An 18,214-nucleotide genomic window follows, 5' to 3' on the forward strand; every position below is an offset into this window, starting at 1 on the left:
CGTATTAAAGCGGCCCCGCCTCCCGCTCGCAAGGGTCCGTTGTCACGGCCGAGTCATGCCCGGGTCAGGTGAGAGCGTCCAGCGCGCGGTCGACGTCGTCGGCGGTGGTGTAGACGTGGAAGCTGGCCCGCACCTTGCCCGCCCGCACGGCCGCGCGGATGCCGGCCGCCTCCAGGCGCTCGCCGGGGGCGTCCACGGAGACGATGGCCGAGTCGGACGGTTCGAGGCCGAGCCCGGCCCTGAAACGGTTGGCGAGGGCGACGTTGTGGTCGCGGATCCGCTCGACGCCGAGCTCGTCGAGCAGCTCGATGGCCGGGGCGGCGCCGACATACGAGAACCAGGCCGGCGACAGGTCGAACGCGCGGGCGTCCGGCGCGAGCCGCAGCGGCGGGCCGTAGTAGGAGCCGCCCTCGTCGGCCCCGGCGTACCAGTTGGCGGCCAGCGGGCGCATGCGCTCGCGCAGGCGGGGCGACAGGTAGCCGAACGCGGCCCCGCGCGGCGCCATCAGCCATTTGTACGCGGCGCAGGCCAGTGCGTCGATGCCCTCGACCCGGACCGGCAGCCAGCCGCAGGCCTGGGAGGCGTCGGCGATGACCAGCGCGTCGTGGGCCCGGGCGGCGGCCACGATGTCCTGGAGCGGGGCGACGTACCCGGTGGCGGACTGGACGAGGCTGAAGGCGACGGCGTCGGTGGAGCCGGTGACGGCGTCGGCCAGCCGGTCGGCGGGCACGGTCTCGACCTCGGCCGTCACCGCCCACGGGAACAGGTTGCTGGTGAACTCGATCTCCGGCACCACGACGCGCGCGCCCGGCGGCAGCGCGGTGGCGACCGTGGACATGATCTGGGAGGCGGTGGAGCTGACGGTGACGTCGGCGACGGGCGCGCCGATGAGCCGGGCGAAGGCGGCGCGGGAACGGCCCACCGAAGCGTCCCATGGTTTCCAGTCGCCGCTGCCGTGCCGCCATTCGGTGAGGACGGCTTGGAGCTCTTCGAAGGCGTGGCGCGGGGGCAGGCCGTAGGAGGCGGTGTTGAGCCAGCCGGGGTCGGCGTCCCAGAGCTCGTGCGCCGAGGCGATGTCCATGGGGCCAGCCTAAGGTCGCCGGCCGCCGGTTTCAGTTGGGGCGTTTCAGCAGGCGGCCGATGACCAGGCGGGTGAGCTTCTCGGCGTTCCCGGCGATGGAGCCGTCCGGGTCGACGCCCACCGAGCGGCCGTACTCGACCGTTCCGTGGAGGTTGCTCAGCCGGAACTCGTACGTCACCTTGTACCGTCTGAGGCTGCTCGTCGCGGCGTCGGTGTAGGTGAACGCGTCGTGGGCCAGGCCGTCGACCTCGCGGTAGTTCGTGTGCAGCCGGGACGCGACCCGCTTCGAGAGGTCGAACGTGGCATCCGACATCGTCTCGCTGTCCAGCGTGTTCAGCGTGATGGACAGCTCGCCGCGCTTGGCCTCCGGGATCGCGTAGTCGCTCTTCCACGAGCACGAGGTGAAGTCGCCCTTGACGTACGTGAACGGTTTGCCCGCCGAGGGGGCGAGCTCCCGTACGAGGTCGTCGGAGACCAGCCTGCACGGTTCGGGGGGTTTGGCGAACGGCGGGATGTCATCCGGCACGGGCGCGGCGGCCGGGCCCGTGCCGGAGGCGGCGGCCGGGGGCGCCGCGGTGGTGCCGACGGGGACGAGCAGCGCGAGACCCGCGCCCAGCACCGCGGCGACGGCCACGGCGGGGATGAGGGCGGCCGGCCTGACGCGCGGCGAGCTCTTGGCCGGGGCCGGGGGAGGGGCGGGGGCGTCGGCGGGGATGGGCCGGCCGACGATCTCGACGCCGCCGACCGTGACGGTCGCGACCTCGAAGGCCGGCCGCGCGGCGGCGCCCCGCAGGGCCCCGTGGACGGTGGCCGCGTCCGGGCGGCGGGCCGGGTCGGGGTCGAGGAGGTCGCGCAGGAGGGCGGTGAACGGGTCCTTCGCCTCGATCGCGATCCCCTGCCGGACGGCCTCCGCGGTGGCGGCGGGTGTGGCCCGGACGAAGGGCGGCCTGCCGAGCGCCGCCGCGTAGAGGATCGCGCCGAGCGCCCAAAGGTCGGCGGCAGGCCCCGGCACGACCCCGTCACCGTCGTCGGGGCCGTCGCCGGGGGTGAGCTCCGGTGCCGTGAAGCCGGGCAGCCTGGCGGCCGTTTCGGCGGCGAGGGCCGGGATGGCGAAGTCGTTCAGCACCACATGGCCGCCCGGGGCCAGCAGGACGTTGCCCGGGTGCAGGTTGCCGTGGGTGACGCCGTGCCGGTGCGCGTACGTCAGCGCGTCCAGCGCGCGCAGACCGATCGCGGCGGCCGCGGCCGGGCCGAGGGCGGCGCGCTGGTGGAGTTCGGCGCGCAGGGACCAGCCGTTGACGATCGGGGAGAGGATCCACACCTCGGCGCCGGCGCCGACGACCTCGTGGACGGGGTGGATCGACGGGTGCCGCAGGCTCCCCGCTGCCATGGCCTGCCGGCGTACCTCGTCGAAGTCGGCCCGGCCCTCCGGGAGTGGCAGGCGCTTGGCCGCCACCTCCATGCCGGTGCGGCGGTCGAACACCCGCAGAGCGCGGCCGGGGGCGCCCTGGGCGAGGGGGCCGATCGGGTGGAAGCGGTCGCCGCTCATGATTTCCCCTGGAGTCTGGCGGCGGTGGTGCGTGCCGCGCGCATGGCGGTGTCCCGCATCTCGGAGGTGACCGCGGAGCCGTTCCCCATCACGGACACCTCGATCACCATCGTGCGGACACGCAGCCAGACGTTGCTGCTCACGCTGGACAGGATGCCCACGGTGGTGTCCTGGGAGAAGCACTCGTCGCCGAGGCCGGGCACGTTCTTGACGGGGGTGGTGACCGCGCGCTCCACCTTCGAGGTGCCGGTCTGCGACTGCCGGCGTTTGCGGAGGGCGTCGAACACCTTGCGCGCGGTGTCCACGTTCGGCTGGGTCTTGATCGTGACGCCGGCGCCGTCCACGGTGACGGAGCACGTGGACGACTTGCTCGGCAGCACCCGGTCCGTGGGGACGACCACCGCGCACGGGTCGGGGGAGGGGGCCGCCACCGCGGTCCGGGACCGGCTCGGGGTCGCGGTCGGGGTCGGGGTCGCGGGGGTGGCGGTGGCGGTCGAGTCGCGGGTCGCGGTGCCGGGTCTGGCGACGGCGAGGGCCGCCACGGTGGCCACGAGCGCGGTCGCGGCGGTGACCGACACCCAGAGCGTACGGCGCCCGCTCGCGGACCTGACCTCGGTGGGCACGGTCCGCACCTCGGCCGCGACGGTCGCCGCGCGGGCCGCCGCCTCGGCGAGGACGGCACGGACCTCCGCCCCGTCGCGCGCCCTGGCGAGCGCGGCCCGGAACGCGGCCGCCTCCCGCAGCTGGGGAAGGAGCGCTGGGGAGGCGGCCGCGTCGCCCGGGTGGGGCGTGGAGCCCCCGTCCAGGGCGAACATGAGGGTGGTGACGAGCATGCGCACATCGACGGCGGGGGCGGCGTCCGGCGTGGTGGTGCCGAGGCCCGCCAGGACGGTCTCGCCGGTTGTGGCGATGAGGACGTTGCCCGGCGTGACCGCGCCGTGCACGTGCCCGTGCGCGTGGACGACGGCCAGCGCGTCGAGCAGTCGCAGCCCCATCGCGGCGACCCGGCCCGGCTCCAGCGGCCCCTCGGCGGCGGTGATCCGGTCGAGCGAACCGCCCCTGATGAGGTCCATGACGACCCAGGGCTGAGGGCCGGAGGCGAGGACGTCGTGCACGGTGACGAGTCCGGGATGGCTCAGCGACGCCGCGAACCTGGCCTCGGCCAGCACCCGCTCCCGCTCACCCGCCCCCGTGCCCGGCCGGGCGGTGGTGAGGGGGATTCGCTTGACGGCCACGTCGCGGTGCAGGACCTCGTCCCTGGCCAGCCAGGTGCCGCCGCCCGGGCCGAGCGGCTCGATCAGGGTGTAGCGTCCCGCCAGTACGGTGCCCCTCATCGCGTCAGCGCCTCGACGACCGAACGGGCCGCGGCACCCGCCTGCTCGGGCAGGGCGGGGTCCTTGGCGACCTCACGCCGCAGCGTCAGCTTGGCCACCAGGTTGCTCACCCGGAAGACGATCGCGACCTCGGTCTGCGGCCGGCGATCGTCGGTGACGGTCCACGTCATCGCCTCGTCGCCGAGCCCCTTGAGGTCGGTGATCTCGGAGCTCTTGCCCAGGGAGGAGTATTTCCTGCTCCGTTCGGCCTCGTCCCGCCGCGAGTCGAAGTCGTCGGCGGCCAGCGCGATCTCCGCGTGGGTGCCGGTCGGCTCCTGCATCTCCAGTTCGAGCCGCAGCGACCGGGATTCCTTGGCCAGGCTCTGATGCCAGGTGCATTCGGCGTTCTCCCTCGGCATGATCAACGCCTTCGGGACGGCCTTGGCGGCCTGCTCCGGGGTGAGGAGGCCGCACGCGCGCGGCAGGGCGGCGAACCGCCCCGCCCCGTCCGTCGCCGACGGTGCGGCGGCGACGGACGCGGGGGCCGCCGCGGAGGTTCTCCCGAGCTGGGGTACGACGACCGCGCCCGCGCCGACCAGGGCCGCGACGGCCAGGGCGCCCAGCACGACCGGCAGCCGCACCCCGGGCGGGGTGGCCCGCGGTGGTTCGGGAAGTACGGCTGTAGCGGCCGGCCCCTGCACGACCGCCTCCAGCCAGCCCCGGAGCCGTTCTGCACCGGGACGCTTGTGTGGATCCTTGTCCAGCGCGGTGGCCAGCACCGGCCACAGCACGCTCCCCGAGGGGGTGGGTGGCTCGGTGAGGACGGCGCTCAGCGTGGCGACGGCGCTGTCCCTGGCGAACGGGCCGCGCCCTTCGACGGCGGTGTAGAGGGTGGCGGCCAGGGACCACAGATCCGAGGCCGGTCCCGCGGCCCCTGACCAGGCATCCGATCCGGGCCCGGCGGCTCGTGGCGACGTCGGGCCGGTCGGCTGGATGGCGGTCCGATCTGCAGGACCCGCACCGGTCGGGTCGGTGGGTTGAACCACGGTCCGGTCGGTGGCGTGACCATCGGTCGGGCCTGTGGGCTGGATGAGGGTGTGGTCCGCGGCGGGGGCGTGCTCTGCGCTGGGGGCGTGGCCTGCGCTGGGGGCGTGGCCTGTGCCGGGAGCGTGCAGGCATTCGGGGGCCGTGTAGCCCGGGGTGCCGACCGGTGTGCCGGGCAGGCCGCCGACCAGGGTGGCGATGCCGAAGTCCGTCAGCACCACGCGCCCGTCCCCCGCCAGCAGCACGTTGGCCGGCTTGACGTCCCGATGCAGCACCCCCGCCGCGTGCGTGGCGGTCAGCGCGGACAGGACCCGCAGCCCGATCTCGGCCGCGCGGCGCGCGGGCAGCGGCCCGTTCTCGCGGAGGACCTGCTCCAGGGACGGCCCGTGGACCAGCTCCATCACGATCGCCGGATCCCCGTCCTCGACGATCAGGTCGTGCACGGCCACGATCGAGGGATGCCGCAGCGCGGCGGCCGTCCTCGCCTCGGCCAGCGCGCGGTCGCACAGGGCGGCCCGCGACGCGGCGTCCAGCCCGGGGGCCAGCCGCACCCGCTTGACCGCCACCTCCCGCCCCAGGCTCTCGTCGCGGGCGCGCCAGACGACGCCCATGCCGCCCTCGCCGACGGGCTCGATGAGCCGGTACCTGCCTCCGATCAGCGACGTCATGTCACCCCCGCCTGCTCAGCGCGGCGGCCGTCAGCTTGGCGGCCCGCAGCGCGGCCGAGCGCACCCGCGCCGCCTCCGTGCCGTCGAAGTCGGCGTACTCGACCTCCACCACCATGTTGCTGACCCGGAACACGACGTTGGACCTCACCATGGTGCCCGACTTCCGCTCGGAGACGTCGTACTGGAACGCCTCCTCACCGACCCCGGCGACCGGGGCGGCGGCGGTGGACGTGGTGCCGATCGGCCACTGCATCCCGACGGCGCCCCACTGCCACACCCCGCCGCTGGACCCGTCGCCGTTGATGGTCCGCTTGTTGAGGAACTCCTCGTGGGCCTCTACGGGGAGGGCCTCCCAGTAGTCCTTGTTCTGGGCCTTCGTGGGCTTGACGGAGAGCCCGACCTTCCGTTTCGTCCAGGCGCAGCCGTCCTCCTCGTGGTCGCGCTTCAGCTCGCGCCCGTACGCCGTCTCCTTGACCTGCGCGCCGGTGAGCAGCGTGCAGAACTCGACCGGCACCGTGAACCTGCCCTTCGCCGGCTCTTTCGACGGCAGGGTTGAGGCCGGGGGAGCGGCGGCGGACGCGGGCGGGGCGGCCGCGCGGGGCGGCGGCGGGTCAGGGGTGTCGCGGGCGACGCCGTACCAGGCGAGGGTCCCGACGACGGCGAGCCCGGCGACGGCGGCGGCCACCGGGACGGCCCTGCCGAGGTGCGGGCGCGGACGCCGTGGACGGTCCATGGGAGCCGGTACACCGGAGGCGGCGGCCTCCAGCCACCGGCCCGCCAGAGCGGGGTCCGGGCGGTCGGCGGCCTCGCGCGACAACATGCGCAGCAGCACCGGCCCCAGCGCCGCACCCGCCCGCGCGGACGGCCGCGGATCCTCGGTGAGCACCCGGTGCAGCGTCGCCAGCGGTGACGCGGTGTGGAACGGCGAGGTGCCCTCCACCGCCGTGTACAGCGTGGCGGCCAGCGACCACAGGTCCGACTGCGGCCCGCCGCGCTCGCCCCGCAACCGCTCCGGCGCGATGAACCCCGGCGAGCCGATCAGCAGCCCCGACTGCGTGATGGTGACCTGGCCGTCGATCCTGGCGATGCCGAAGTCCGTCAGCACAGCCCGGCCGTCGTCGCACAGGAACACGTTGCCGGGCTTGACGTCGCGGTGCTGGATGCCCTGCCGGTGCGCGACCGACAGGGCCGTCAGCAGGTCGGCGCCGAGCCGGGCCACCCGCTGCGGCGCCCACGGGCCGTCGTCGCGGATCGAGTCCTGCAGCGTGCGCCCGCGCAGCAGCTCCATGACGATCCACGGGCGGCCGTCCTCGGAGAACACGTCGTGGACGGTGGCGATGCCCGGATGGCTCAGCCGCGCCGCCGCGTACGCCTCCCGCACCGTGCGCTCGCACAGCTCGGCGCGCTCCTCCGCCGCGACGTCGGGCGAGAGCAGCACCTCCTTGACCGCGACCTCGCGGTCGAGCGTCTCGTCACGGGCGAGCCAGACGGTGCCCATGCCGCCTCGGCCGAGCGCCCGGATCAGCCGGTAGCGCTCGGATAACAGGGACTCGGGGGGATTGTCGATCATCGTTGGTCACATGGTGGTCGTTGGTACGATGCCTCGGCCAGACCCTTTGCAGCCTAGTGAAAACAAGCTGCTCGCCGGTGTCCGAGAAGAGGGTTCGTGGGGATGCTGCGCATTCATTTCACCGCGGACGACGTGGCGCGCACGACAGTGGCCGCGGGCGCGGACCCGTTGTGGGAGGTCGTGCTCAGCAGTTTCCGGCTGCAGGACAAGGACAAGGCGCCGGCCTTCCGGCCCTGGGAGCGCGCCCTGCGCGAGAGCCCGGCCAGGCTTTCCAGGATGGCCTCCGGCCTGCGCTGGCTGACCGCGCTGGCGCCCGAGGCGCCGTACTTCCCCGACTTCCTCACGCCGGCGGCGGCCCGCGACGGTCTGCAGGCCGGGCTTGACGCGTTGCGCGCCACCCCGAGCCGCCGGTTCCGCCACGAGCTGGAGTTGCTCGCCCGGCACGTGCCCATCCCCGCCTGGCTGGGCGCGCTCGCCGACCGCCCGTCCGCGCCCGTGGCCGAGCTGGCCGCCGCCCTGGCCGGCTACCACGCCGCGGCCATCGCCCCGTACCACGACCTCATCCAGCCCGCGGTGGAGGCCGACCGGGCCTGGCGCGCCGGCCACCTGCTCAGCTCCGGCGTGGAGGGCCTGCTGAGCAGCATGAAGCCGATGATGCGCTGGCGCTCGCCGGTGCTGGAGGTCGACTACAGCGTGGACCGCGACCTGCACCTGCGCGGCCGGGGGCTGACGCTGGTGCCGTCCTTCTTCTGCCGCCGCGTGCCGGTCTCGCTGGCCGACCCCGAACTGCCGCCGGTGCTGATCTATCCCATCGACGCCGCGTTCCGGTGGCAGCCGGGCGAGCGGACGCCGGGCTCGGTGGAGGCGCTGATCGGCGCCGCCCGCGCCGCCGTCCTGCAGGCCGCCGACGGCGGGGCCACCACCACGGAGCTGGCGCGGCGGGCGGGCGTGTCGCTGGCGGCGGCCAGCCGGCACGCGAAGGTGCTGCGGGAGGCGGGCCTGATCAGGAGCGTGCGCCGGGGCCCCGCCGTGCTCAACTTGCTGACCCCGCTGGGCAGCGGCCTGCTCGGGCCTGTGCCGCCGGCCTCGAAGTAGCGGTCCTGTTCGACGTGCTGACTCTCCCGCCGAAGGCCCCGCTTCCGACGAGACGAACGTCGCCTTGCTTCTCGATGGAGTCAGCCGGGTTGCCGCGTCGCTGCGGAAGGTGCCCATGCAGGAGTTCATCGATGGCGCCACGCGACGTCGTCGAGTGCGAGGAACGGCGAGAGCGCGACCGCGGTCGGCGTCATCCCGGCGAAGGCCACGACGTCTCTGTGAAGGTGCGACTGGTCGGCGTAGCCGCTTTCCGCCGCCACCGAGGCGGCACGGTGGCCGGCGGCGAGACGGTGGGCCGCGTGGTCGAAGCGGATGAGCTGGGCGACCCGCTTGGGGGTGAGGCCGACCTGGGCGCGGAACCGGGACCAGAGGCGCTTACGGCTCCATCCGGTCTCGGTGACCAGTCGTTCGACCCGGATCCGCCCTCGGGCGGCCACCATCTGTCCCCAGGAGAAGGCGACTTCCGGGTCGACAGCTCGGCCTGTGTCCTCCCGCCGGGCCAGCGCGGCCTCCGCGATCGCGAATCGCTCCTCCCACGACCCGGCGGCACGCAATCGCTCCTGGATTCGTACGGCGTCTCGTCCCCAGAGGTCATCGAGGGCGACCACGGTCCCGCCCAGCTCCGAGGAGGCGCCCAGGACCGTGTGCGCGACCATCGGCGAAAGCCGCAGCTGGAGGCACTCGGAGCTTCTGGCCATCCCCCGTCCTCGAGCCCCGTTGGGTGCGAGTCCGGCGACGACGCGTTCTCGCTGCCGCGCACCACGGCCGTCCTCGACGACGAACGGCTGGTCGCCGAGGTCGAAGATCACCGTGACCGCGGGGTGCGGGACCAGCGCGACGTCGCGGAACTCGTTCGCCCGGTCGCTGAACCCCGCCATCACGACCCCCGGCAGCCGGCCGGGACGCGACGGGACCGTGATCTGCCATCTAGGCGCACCGGCGCGAACCGGCTCGGCTGGTCGCACGCCGACATGGTAGTTCGCGGTGTCCACAACGTGACAATCCCCGTCAGCGGCGAGCCGCACGGCCGGCCACCGGATGACAAGTCCCGATCAGAGCCGGCCGGTCCACACGTCGCGCTCGGCACCGCCGGGGTCGTCGACGACGGTGATTCCTTCGTCGATCAGCGCGGTGGCCCGGCCGGCCAGGTCGTATCGGGGCCAGCCGGGGTCGCCGTCGGCGACGAAGCGGACCCAGGCGCCGTGGGCCGTATCGGCGACGACCTGTGGTGGTTCGTCGCCGATGAGTGCGTGGCTCGACTCCTCGCTGAGGAGGTCGAACACGTACGGGAGCTCCACGGCGTGGGCGGCGCCGAGGCGGCCGGCGAAGCTCGGCGATTCGTGGTCGAAGCGGTACATCCAGGTGTCGGCCTCGCCGGTCTCGAGGCGTGCCTCGGCGACCCGGATCGCCGGAACCCGGACGAAGCAGTCGGTGGTCACGGCGGCGAGCAGGTCTCCGCTGCTCGCTCCCGGCCGCGCCGCCCGGTAGCGCTCGACCGTCCCGCCGGGCGCGCCGAGGGCGGCCACGACCGCGGCCAGGATGGGCTCGTCGACGATGTCGATCATGCCGGTGGGGACGAGGCCGATCCGGGTGTCGTCCCGGTTCCACCCGGCCAGGAGCCGTACGCCGCTGCCGGCGCCCTTCCTCAACGCGTCGAGCGGGTGGTCGGGCAGGGTGTCGCCGTCGACGACCGGGGCGAAGGGGAGGCTCGCCCACCTGGCCGGATCCGAGGCGGCCTGGACCTCCTTGAGGAGGGCGGACGCCGCCCGCCCGAGCCGTTCGACCGGCACCTCGCCGAAGGCCTCGCGGGTCGGGGCCACCCCGAGCGACTCGGCCAGCCTTGAGGCGACGCCCGCGGCGGCCTCGGCCGTGAGCGTCTGGGCGACCGCCCCGCTCTGGGCGACCGCCTGGCGGAACAGTCCTCGGGCGCGGGGCATGGCCAGGAGAGTGACGACGCTCATGGCCCCGGCGGACTGGCCGGCGACGGTCACCCGCCCCGGATCGCCGCCGAACGCGGCGATGTTGCCCTGGACCCACTCGAGCGCGGCGATCTGGTCCAGCAGTCCCAGGTTGGCGGTGCCGTCATCGAGGTGGAGGAAGCCCTCGGCGCCGAGCCGGTAGTTGATCGTGACGCACACGACCCCGTCGCGGGCGAAGGACGTGCCACGGTAGCCGGCGACGGATCCGGACCCCTGCGTGAACATGCCGCCGTGGAGCCAGACCAGCACCGGCAGGCCGGATCCCCCGGGATCGGGGGTCCACACGTTGAGGTTCAGGCATTCCTCGCCAGGGATCACGACCTCGGGGAACAGCGCCGCGCTCTCCAGGCCGTCGTCGCCCTTCGGGCAGGTCGGCCCGTAATCGGCGGCGCGGCGCTCGCCCTCCCACCGCGCGGGTGGCTCCGGAGGCCGCATGCGGCGCGCTCCGAAGGGCGGGGCGGCGTACGGGATCCCGAGGAACGCCGCCACTCCCCGGTCCGTCCGGCCCCGCAGCCGGCCACTCGCCACCTGAACCCCTGGCGCGCTGTCCACGGTGTTCGTCATCATCTCTCCCGTCGCTCGGAGCTGCGCGGCCGTCGCACGTGGAGCCGTGCCTGACGCGAGATCGAGCATCACAAGCGCGGGGCCAGGGTGTCTTGGACGAATGTTCCGTCGCAGGAGGCGGCGCGGGCCCGCGAACGGGCCCGCGCATGAGTGTGGTCAGCGGGCGGACGCCGTGTAGGTGTGGCCCGGCTGGGTGTCGAAGGCGAAGGTCGTCTCGCCGGTGTTCGTGGCGCGGCCGAAGGTGAGCGGCACGGGCCGGTGCGTGGCGCGGCCGAAGGTGAGCGGCACGGGCCGGTGCGTGGCGGTGTCCACCACGACCGGGCGGCCCGAGCGCCACGGGCTCGCCAGGGTCGCTCGTCCGCCCTTCTCGCTGGTCAGCGTGATGGACGAGACCTCGCGTCCGGCCCGCCGCTCGGCGGAGAGCAGGAACGCGCCCTTGGCGCGCAGTCGTACGAACGTGCCGCCACGGCCGGTGGGCCAGTCCGGGAAGACCCGGATCACGTCCTCGAACGTCTGCAGGAACATCGAGTTCACGGTTTCGAGCGAGCCCGAGGTCTCCAGGCCGCCGCCCGACTGCGCCACGGTCAGGTTCGGCCGCCACAACAGCTTGATCACGGCCGTGAACTTGCCGATGAGGTCCTCGGGATCCCAGCCCGCGCGGGCCGCGATGGTGAACGTCTTCGGGAACCCGTTGATGGAGGAACCGCGCGACCCCGGCAGGAACGGATCCACCCATTCCAGGGTGTTCCGCACCTTTCGCAGCTGTTCCGGGTCGCCGCCGATGGCCAGGTTGTCGCTCGGGTGGACGACGCCCTCCAGGTTGATGGGCTGGTCGTTCTTGTTGAGCAGCGCGTTGCCCTTGATGGGGTTCTCGATCTTGGTGGCGAGCAGGATGACGTCCAGGCCGTCCATGGTCGCCGTCGGGTACGGCGCCAGGTCGTCCAGGTAGCCCTGCCAGACCGGCCGCAGCTCCGCGTCCACCCCGAGCACCCGGCTGTACTCGATCAGCGCGGTCAGCGTCCGCCGGATGTAGCCGAGGTCGTAGGTCGAGTCGACGTCGTCGCCGCCCTCGTTCACGGCGCTGTTCAGGACGTGGTACTTGCCGTCGTCGCCCTTGACCACGTAATCCATCCAGAACTCACCCAGTTCCTTCAGGAACGGGTAGGCCGTGGTGCGCAGGAACTCCTCGTCCCGGGTGTACTCCCAGTTCCACAGGAACGGGATGGCGGCGAAAGTACCGTTGGTCTTCTGGTCGGCGAGCTTCTTCGGCGACTTGGGGCCGGTCACCGGGACCTCGGCGGGGGCGGGACGGGTCTGGTTGTACGGGTAGATGGTCCGGCTGAAGGTCAGCCCCTTGTACCCGGCGGCATGAGTGGTGTTGCGTTGGTACGGAAGCTCGGCCACCACCGTCTTGTAGTAGGGGGCGGCCAGCTCGGGCCGGTTGGCGGAGTAGACGCCGTAGAACGGGGCCTGGGTGTTGTAGTTCAGCCAGTAGCGGTTGGAGCCGCCGGTCTGGTCGATGGTGCGCCACGGCGAATAGGTGCCGGGCAGGAACGAGCCCGCGCGGCTGGCGGCGCCCATCGCGTACAGCGCGCCGTAGTAGTACTTGTTGAGGATCGGGTCGCCGGTGTCGACGTACGACTTCAGCCAGAACCGCTTCCACCACTCACGGTGTGCGGACCGGGCCCGGTCGAGGTCACGGCCGTCGAGGCCGTGCACCCGGTCCACCGCCTCGGTGACGAAGTCGTTCAGCGGCGTGGGGTTGGCGTAGCCGCCGTTGCCGTGCAGCGTGGTGACCAGCCGCACGGGCCGGCCGGGGGCCAACTCGAAGGCGAGGCGGGCGAGGTTGCCCGACGGCGTGCTCGCGGTGACCGGGGTGCGCGAGCCGATGACCCTGGCCGACGCGGCCGCCTTGGACACCCAGCCGCTCTCGCCGTTCGCGCCGGTCGTGCGGGTGATCCACACCTGACCGTCGCCGGCGATCCCCGTCGTGCCGGCGGGCACGGTCAGGTCGACCTGGAGCGGCAGCGGCTGCGCGCCGTCGGGGATCGACAGCTCGGTGACCAGCAGGTTCTCGCCGTCGGCGGTCCAGGTGCGGGTGCTCAGCACCCGGCCGTCGACCGTCTGGGAGCCGCGGACCTCCCCGTTGAGGATGTCCTGCCGCTGGCGGTAGTTCGGGTCGTCGCCGAGTGCGCCGGTGAGGACGTTCCGCTGGCCCTCGAACAGCTGCAGGTCCCGGACGAAGGCCTTCTGGTTCGGGTCGGCGGGGTCGCGCACCGCACCCGTGACCAGCAGGCGCACGTGGCGGGCGGTGAAGGCGGGCACGGTCCGGTCGGTCAGCTCGGCCGTGTTGCCCGTGACCGCGTCCACGTCGGTCCAGGTGACGCCGTCGTCGCTCTTCTGCAGGGCGAAGCTCCGAGTGTTGAGCGCCTGGAAGTTGGCGGCTCTGCCCTGGTAGCCGTTGTGCCTGACCACCCAGCGGTCGACCGTCTTCACCCCGCCCAGGTCGACGGTGACCCATTGCGGGTCGGACGCGCTCGCGCCGGTCCGCGACACCCAGCGGGTCTCGGGGTCTCCGTCGATCACGCAGGCGGCGGTGCACTCGAGGGTGTCCTTGGCGGCGGGGGTGGCCGCGGCGTGCGCGGGGCCGATGGAGATCGTGCCGAACGGCAGTTGCCCGTTGCCGCTGTGCCAGAAGTCGGACTTGGACAGGTAGTACGTCTGCCGCTGGTCGCGGGCGTCGGACGTGACGTGCAGGTCGCCGTTGCCCAGGAGCAGGCCGGCGGTGTAGCGGGCGGTCTGCACGGCGTTGAGGGCCGGGGGAGCGGTGTAGGCGTCGTCGATGGCCGACAGGAGCTTGCGGATGTCCTGCCACTCCGACGCGCCGGCCTGGGCGGCGGCCGGGGTGAGGCCGACCACCGAGGTGGTCAGCACGGCGAGGGCGAGCAGGGCGCGGTGCCTCATAGGGGGTGCTCTCCGTTCAAGAGGGTTTGTACGGTCGCGGTACGGCGGGCCCGTTCGGCGGCGAAGACCACCTGGTGGCTGTCGACGCTCTCCTGGATTCCGGACAGGATCAGCTCGGGCCGCCCCTCGTGCAGGGCGGTGACGAACGACTCGATCAGGGCGGCGTCGCCGCCGGCGTGGCCTTCCGCCGCGCTGGAGCCGTCCAGCGAGGTGTCGATGATGGTCGTTTCTTCCGACAAGAAGTCATAAATGCGGATAAAGCGGCCGTCGCCGGTCAGCTGGCCCGCGGTGCCGAACAGCTTGGTGTGCCGGTTCTCCAGCGGCGTGAACGCGGTCATCGTGAACGACGCGGTGACCCCGCCCTCGTACTCGATGGTCACCACCTGGTGGTCCACCACGTCGTTGTCGCTGGCGTACACGCAGCGCCCGTAGGGGCCCTCGGCCAGCGCCGCGGTGACCGCCTCCTCGGTGAGCGGGCCGCCGGTCATGACCCGGGTGAAGTACTGCTTGGTGCCGCCGTCGCGCAGCCCGTCGCGGTAGAGCCGCACGGCCGAGTACGGGCACCCGGGCTCGATCGGGCACTCCAGGCACCGGTCGGCGGCGCCCGGAGGCCGCTGTTCGGCGCGGAAGTGGCGCAGCCCGCCGAAGGAGGACACGCGCTCGGCCCTGCGCCCCACGACGTGGCCCAGCCAGTCGATGTCGTGACACGACTTGGCCAGCAGCGCGAACGTGGCCTCGTCCGCGCGCCGCCAGTTGCCGCGGACGAACGAGTGCGCGAAGTGGTACCACCCGACCGGCTCCAGGTGCTCCACACTGACGACGTCGCCGATCCGGGGGAGCACCTCGCGGAGCCTGCGCGTGTAGGGGGTGTAGCGCATGACGTGGCAGATCGCGATCATGGCGCCGGTACGGGCCGCCGCCTCGCCGATGGCCACCGTGTCCGCCTCGGTGGGGGCGATGGGCTTCTCCAGCAGGATGTCGTAGCCCTGCTCGGCGAAGACCTCGGCCGGCGCCAGGTGATCGGCGTCCAGCGTGGCCACGATCACCGCGTCGGCGATCCTGCCGAGGCCGGCCAGCTCCTTCCAGTCGCGGAAGACCCGCTCGGGCGGGAGCGCGTGGCGTGCCGCGAACTCCTGCCGGGCGGCCGCGCGGGGCTCCGCCACCGCCACGATCCGCGCCCGGTCCGGCCGGCGCGCGGCCAGCTCGGCGTAGGCCGTGCCGCGCGCGCCCGCGCCCACCACGGCCAGGGTGATCGGCCGGTCGAGGGCCTCCCCGATGTGGTCCCTCAAGTTGATCATCCTTTGACCGCTCCCCCGGTGAGTCCCTTGACGAAGTGCTTCTGCAGCGCGAAGTAGAAGATGAGGATGGGCAGGGCCGACAGCACCATCAGGCCGAACATGTCGCCGTAGTCCCGTTGGAATTGGCCGAGCGCGCGGTAGACGCCCACGGTGACCGTGGTGCCGCCGGCCGGGCCGAGGATGATGAGCGGGTTGAGGAAGTCGTTCCAGATCCACACGCCCAGGAAGATCAGCACGCTGGCCGTGGCCGGGCGCAGCAGCGGGAAGACCACCCGCCAGAACGTGCCGAACGGGCCCGCCCCGTCGATCGAGGCGGCCTGCTCCAGCTCGACCGGGATGGCCCGGATGAAACCGGAGAAGACGAACACCCCGAACGGCACGTAGTAGCCGACGTTGAACAGCACCAGCCCGCTGATCGTGCCCATCAGGCCGGTCAGGTTGAGCACCTGCGTGACCGGCACCAGGATCACCTGCGGCGGGATCATCAGCCCGGCCAGCAGCACCAGCAGCGTGATCCGGGCGAAGCGCGACGGGGTGCGGCAGATGTAGTGGCCCAGCATGGCCGACACGACCGTGAGGATCACGATCGACAGCAGGGTCACGGAGACGCTGTTGATCAGCCCGTTCCAGAACAGGTGGTCGGGGCGCGTCAGCGCCTGCGTGAGGTTGTCCAGCGTCGGCGGGATCGGCGGCGCCGCCGGGGAGGCGGTGATGTCCGGCCCGTGCTTGAAGACGTTGGCCACGACCAGGTAGAGCGGCAGGAAGAACGCGCCGGCCACCACGATCGAGACCAGCGGGCGCAGCCACTTCACAGGTCCACCTCCCTGCGGTTGAGCAGGCGCAGCGCGACGGCGGAGACCGTCGCGACGATCACGAGCATGAGGATCGCCATCGCCGAGGACTCGCCCGTGCGGTTGGCGGTGAAGCCGACCTGGATGACGTTGAAGGCCACGGTCGCCGTGGTGCCCAGCCCCGGACCGCCCGCCGTCAGCACCTGGATGTGGTCGTACGCCTTGAACCCGGTGATCAGCAGCATCACCGTGTTCGTGGTCAGCGCGGGCGCCAGGAGCGGCCAGGTGACCTTGCGGAAGCGGGTCCAGGAGCCCGCGCCGTCGATGGCCGCCGCCTCGTGCAGCGACTGGGGCACGCCCTGCAGCGCGGCCAGGTAGACCACCGAGCAGAAGCCGAGCATCTGCCAGCTGATGATGAAGCCGATGGAGTACAGCGCCAGATCGGGGTCCGACAGCCAGCCGACGCGGACCCCGAGCAGCCGGTTGACCAGGCCCTCGTCCTGCAGCATGGCCATCCACACCACGCTCACCACCACCGAGCTCAGCACGACGGGGACGAAGAAGACGCTGCGCAGTGCCCGGTAGAGCCAGCCGGCGCGGTCGAGCAGCACGGCCACGCCGACGCCGGCCACGTTGGGCACGATGACGATGATCAGCGTCAGGATCGTGGTGACCTTCAACGAGGTCAGGAAGGACGGGTCGGTCAGCAGGCGCAGGTAGTTGTCCGGCCCGACGAAGCGCGTCCGCGTGGCGAACAGGCTGGCGTCGGTGAGGCTGTAGCCGAAGCTGAGCAGGATCGGCGCGAGCACGAAGCAGGCGTAGACCAGCACGCCCGGGGCGACGAAGCTCAGCAGGTACGTCAGCCGCTGCCAGGTGACGGCCGCGGTGCGCGCGGCGGCCCGCTTGTCGAGGAACATCTACCGGCCGCCCGCCTTGACCCATTCCGCGTCCAGCGCCTTCGCCGCCGCGGCGCCGTCGGTCTTGCCCGCGATGATCTCCTGGGCCAGCGCGAACACCTTGTCGCCCACGCCCGGCAGCAGGGAGTCGTCGCCGGTCTCGACCGTGAAGGCGTTGACCGCCTTACCCGCCTTGAACACCTCGAGCGTGGCGTTGTAGACCGGGCCCATCGGCGGCGGCTGATAGCCGTTGATCGCGATGATGGCCGCGTCGCTCCTGACGAGCACGTCGTTGTTGGCGGCGTCCTGATTGAACTCCAGCGCGAACGTCCTGGCCGCCTCGAGGTTCTTGGATCTGGCGTTCACGATGGGGCCGCCGCCCGTGTACGAGGGCACCACCACCTGGCCGTCGTCGGTGGGCCAGGCGAAGACGCCGATCTCGAAGGGCGGCTTGCCGGCGTCGGCCCCTGCGTCGGCTGCGGCGGCGAACCAGGACCCCATCGGGTACATCGCGCCCTTGCCGTCCAGGAACGCCTTCTCGGTCGACGGGTAGTCGCGCGACAGCCCGGCCTTGTCGACGTACCCCTTCCCGACCAGGTCGGCGAACTTCTGGGTCGCCTTGACGAAGGCCGGGTCGCCGAACCTGACCTGCCCGGCGCGCCGCTTGACCAGGAAGTCCGGCTGCCGGGCGTAGACGTCGGCGCCGACGAGCGCGATCCAGATGTAGCCGGCCGCGAACGCGTCCTTGCCGCCGCCGCCCACCACGAACGGGTTGATTCCCTTGGCCTTGAGCCTGGCCGAGATGTCGAGCAGCTCCGCGTAGGTCTTCGGCGGCGCGTCGACGCCGGCCTCGGCGAAGAGCTTCTTGTTGTAGTAGACCAGCGGGGTCGGCTGGGAGTTGTAGGGGAGCTGGTAGATCTTGCCGCCCAGCGGGTTGGAGCGCGGGTGGGCGTAGTTCTTCAGCTCCTCCTCGCTCCAGGCGTACAGGTTGCCGCTCTCCGCGAGCCCGCTGGGCGCGATGGCCTGCATGACGTCGGGTAGCTGACCCGAGGCGAGCAGCTGCTTGGCGTACGCGTTGCGCTCGCCCGCGCTCGGCGCCACGAGCTTCTTCACCGCGATGTCGGGGTGCTTGTCGGTGACGCGCTTGATGGCCGCGTCCCAGTACTCCGGCGTCAGGTTGGGCGTCTCGAACACCAGGAAGGAGATCTCCTTCCTGCCGTTCGCCACTGGCTGCTGTGACCCTGCCGGCGCGCACGCGGCGAGTGTCAGGGCAGCGGTGGCCAGCACGATGGCCTTGTTCACCTGGGGTCCTCTCTAGGGGGTGGCCGACCGGCGGCACCGCGCGGCGGGTGGTCTTATTTTTAGTAGTTCCTCAAATAATTCGCAATGCCCTACCATCGGA

The 18,214-nt window shown here is 72.5% G+C and carries 13 protein-coding genes; 1 reads left to right on the forward strand and 12 read right to left on the reverse strand.

The genetic code is table 11. The features are described from left to right. Positions 1-64: 64 nt before the first annotated feature. Genes ACIHFD_RS18795 through ACIHFD_RS18815 form a run of 5 tightly spaced genes read right to left on the reverse strand, consistent with a single transcriptional unit; the run spans position 65 to position 7,225 of the window. Positions 65-1,081, reverse strand: a complete 1,017-nt coding sequence (locus tag ACIHFD_RS18795; protein WP_397367994.1) for an aminotransferase class V-fold PLP-dependent enzyme — start codon at positions 1,079-1,081, stop codon at positions 65-67. Between the two features lie 31 nt (positions 1,082-1,112). Continuing rightward, the gene (locus ACIHFD_RS18800) at positions 1,113-2,630 is read right to left on the reverse strand and encodes a protein kinase (protein ID WP_397367995.1); all 1,518 of its coding nucleotides are present in this window, start codon (positions 2,628-2,630) and stop codon (positions 1,113-1,115) included. Beyond that, entirely contained in the window at positions 2,627-3,964 is a 1,338-nt protein-coding gene (locus tag ACIHFD_RS18805) for a serine/threonine-protein kinase (RefSeq protein WP_397367996.1), read from the reverse strand. The genes ACIHFD_RS18800 and ACIHFD_RS18805 overlap by 4 nt, the downstream gene beginning before the upstream one ends. After that, positions 3,961-5,655, reverse strand: coding sequence for a protein kinase (locus tag ACIHFD_RS18810; protein WP_397367997.1), 1,695 nt, complete (start codon positions 5,653-5,655; stop codon positions 3,961-3,963). Before ACIHFD_RS18810 ends, ACIHFD_RS18805 begins: the two co-directional genes overlap by 4 nt. A gap of 1 nt (position 5,656) precedes the next feature. Further along, a complete protein-coding gene (locus tag ACIHFD_RS18815; RefSeq protein ID WP_397367998.1) occupies positions 5,657-7,225 on the reverse strand; it encodes a serine/threonine-protein kinase in 1,569 nt (522 codons plus the stop codon). Positions 7,226-7,327: 102 nt separating this feature from the next. On the opposite strand from ACIHFD_RS18815, the gene ACIHFD_RS18820 reads away from it, so the two are divergent. After that, positions 7,328-8,320 (forward strand): ArsR/SmtB family transcription factor, encoded by a 993-nt coding sequence (locus ACIHFD_RS18820; protein ID WP_397367999.1) that lies wholly within the window; start codon positions 7,328-7,330, stop codon positions 8,318-8,320. Between the two features lie 125 nt (positions 8,321-8,445). Here the strand turns inward: ACIHFD_RS18820 and ACIHFD_RS18825 are convergent, their stop codons facing one another. The 7 genes from ACIHFD_RS18825 to ACIHFD_RS18855 form a co-directional block, all read right to left on the reverse strand. Then, on the reverse strand, positions 8,446-9,285 hold the full coding sequence (locus ACIHFD_RS18825) for a helix-turn-helix domain-containing protein (RefSeq protein ID WP_397368000.1): 840 nt from the start codon (positions 9,283-9,285) through the stop codon (positions 8,446-8,448). Between the two features lie 87 nt (positions 9,286-9,372). Then, positions 9,373-10,866, reverse strand: a complete 1,494-nt coding sequence (locus ACIHFD_RS18830; protein WP_397368001.1) for a carboxylesterase/lipase family protein — start codon at positions 10,864-10,866, stop codon at positions 9,373-9,375. 153 nt (positions 10,867-11,019) lie between these two features. After that, positions 11,020-13,827, reverse strand: coding sequence for a glycosyl hydrolase family 95 catalytic domain-containing protein (locus ACIHFD_RS18835; protein WP_397368002.1), 2,808 nt, complete (start codon positions 13,825-13,827; stop codon positions 11,020-11,022). Next, a complete protein-coding gene (locus ACIHFD_RS18840) occupies positions 13,824-15,116 on the reverse strand; it encodes a Gfo/Idh/MocA family protein (protein WP_397368003.1) in 1,293 nt (430 codons plus the stop codon). The genes ACIHFD_RS18835 and ACIHFD_RS18840 overlap by 4 nt, the downstream gene beginning before the upstream one ends. Positions 15,117-15,121: 5 nt before the next feature. After that, the gene (locus ACIHFD_RS18845) at positions 15,122-15,937 is read right to left on the reverse strand and encodes a carbohydrate ABC transporter permease (protein ID WP_355203336.1); all 816 of its coding nucleotides are present in this window, start codon (positions 15,935-15,937) and stop codon (positions 15,122-15,124) included. Beyond that, entirely contained in the window at positions 15,934-16,833 is a 900-nt protein-coding gene (locus ACIHFD_RS18850; protein WP_397368004.1) for a carbohydrate ABC transporter permease, read from the reverse strand. The genes ACIHFD_RS18845 and ACIHFD_RS18850 overlap by 4 nt, the downstream gene beginning before the upstream one ends. Beyond that, complete coding sequence (locus ACIHFD_RS18855; RefSeq protein WP_397368005.1) at positions 16,834-18,114, reverse strand: ABC transporter substrate-binding protein; 1,281 nt, start codon at positions 18,112-18,114, stop codon at positions 16,834-16,836. Positions 18,115-18,214 lie beyond the last annotated feature (100 nt).

The organism is Nonomuraea sp. NPDC051941 (assembly GCF_044593615.1).

Excerpts from the sequence above, each read along its gene's own strand:
- ACIHFD_RS18815 (WP_397367998.1), bottom strand. The coding sequence starts at position 7,225 with ATGATCGACAATCCCCCCGAGTCCCTGTTATCCGAGCGCTACCGGCTG.
- ACIHFD_RS18810 (WP_397367997.1), bottom strand. The coding sequence starts at position 5,655 with ATGACGTCGCTGATCGGAGGCAGGTACCGGCTCATCGAGCCCGTCGGC.
- ACIHFD_RS18850 (WP_397368004.1), bottom strand. The coding sequence starts at position 16,833 with ATGTTCCTCGACAAGCGGGCCGCCGCGCGCACCGCGGCCGTCACCTGG.
- ACIHFD_RS18835 (WP_397368002.1), bottom strand. The coding sequence starts at position 13,827 with ATGAGGCACCGCGCCCTGCTCGCCCTCGCCGTGCTGACCACCTCGGTG.
- ACIHFD_RS18820 (WP_397367999.1), top strand. The coding sequence starts at position 7,328 with ATGCTGCGCATTCATTTCACCGCGGACGACGTGGCGCGCACGACAGTG.
- ACIHFD_RS18795 (WP_397367994.1), bottom strand. The coding sequence starts at position 1,081 with ATGGACATCGCCTCGGCGCACGAGCTCTGGGACGCCGACCCCGGCTGG.
- ACIHFD_RS18800 (WP_397367995.1), bottom strand. The coding sequence starts at position 2,630 with ATGAGCGGCGACCGCTTCCACCCGATCGGCCCCCTCGCCCAGGGCGCC.
- ACIHFD_RS18805 (WP_397367996.1), bottom strand. The coding sequence starts at position 3,964 with ATGAGGGGCACCGTACTGGCGGGACGCTACACCCTGATCGAGCCGCTC.
- ACIHFD_RS18830 (WP_397368001.1), bottom strand. The coding sequence starts at position 10,866 with ATGATGACGAACACCGTGGACAGCGCGCCAGGGGTTCAGGTGGCGAGT.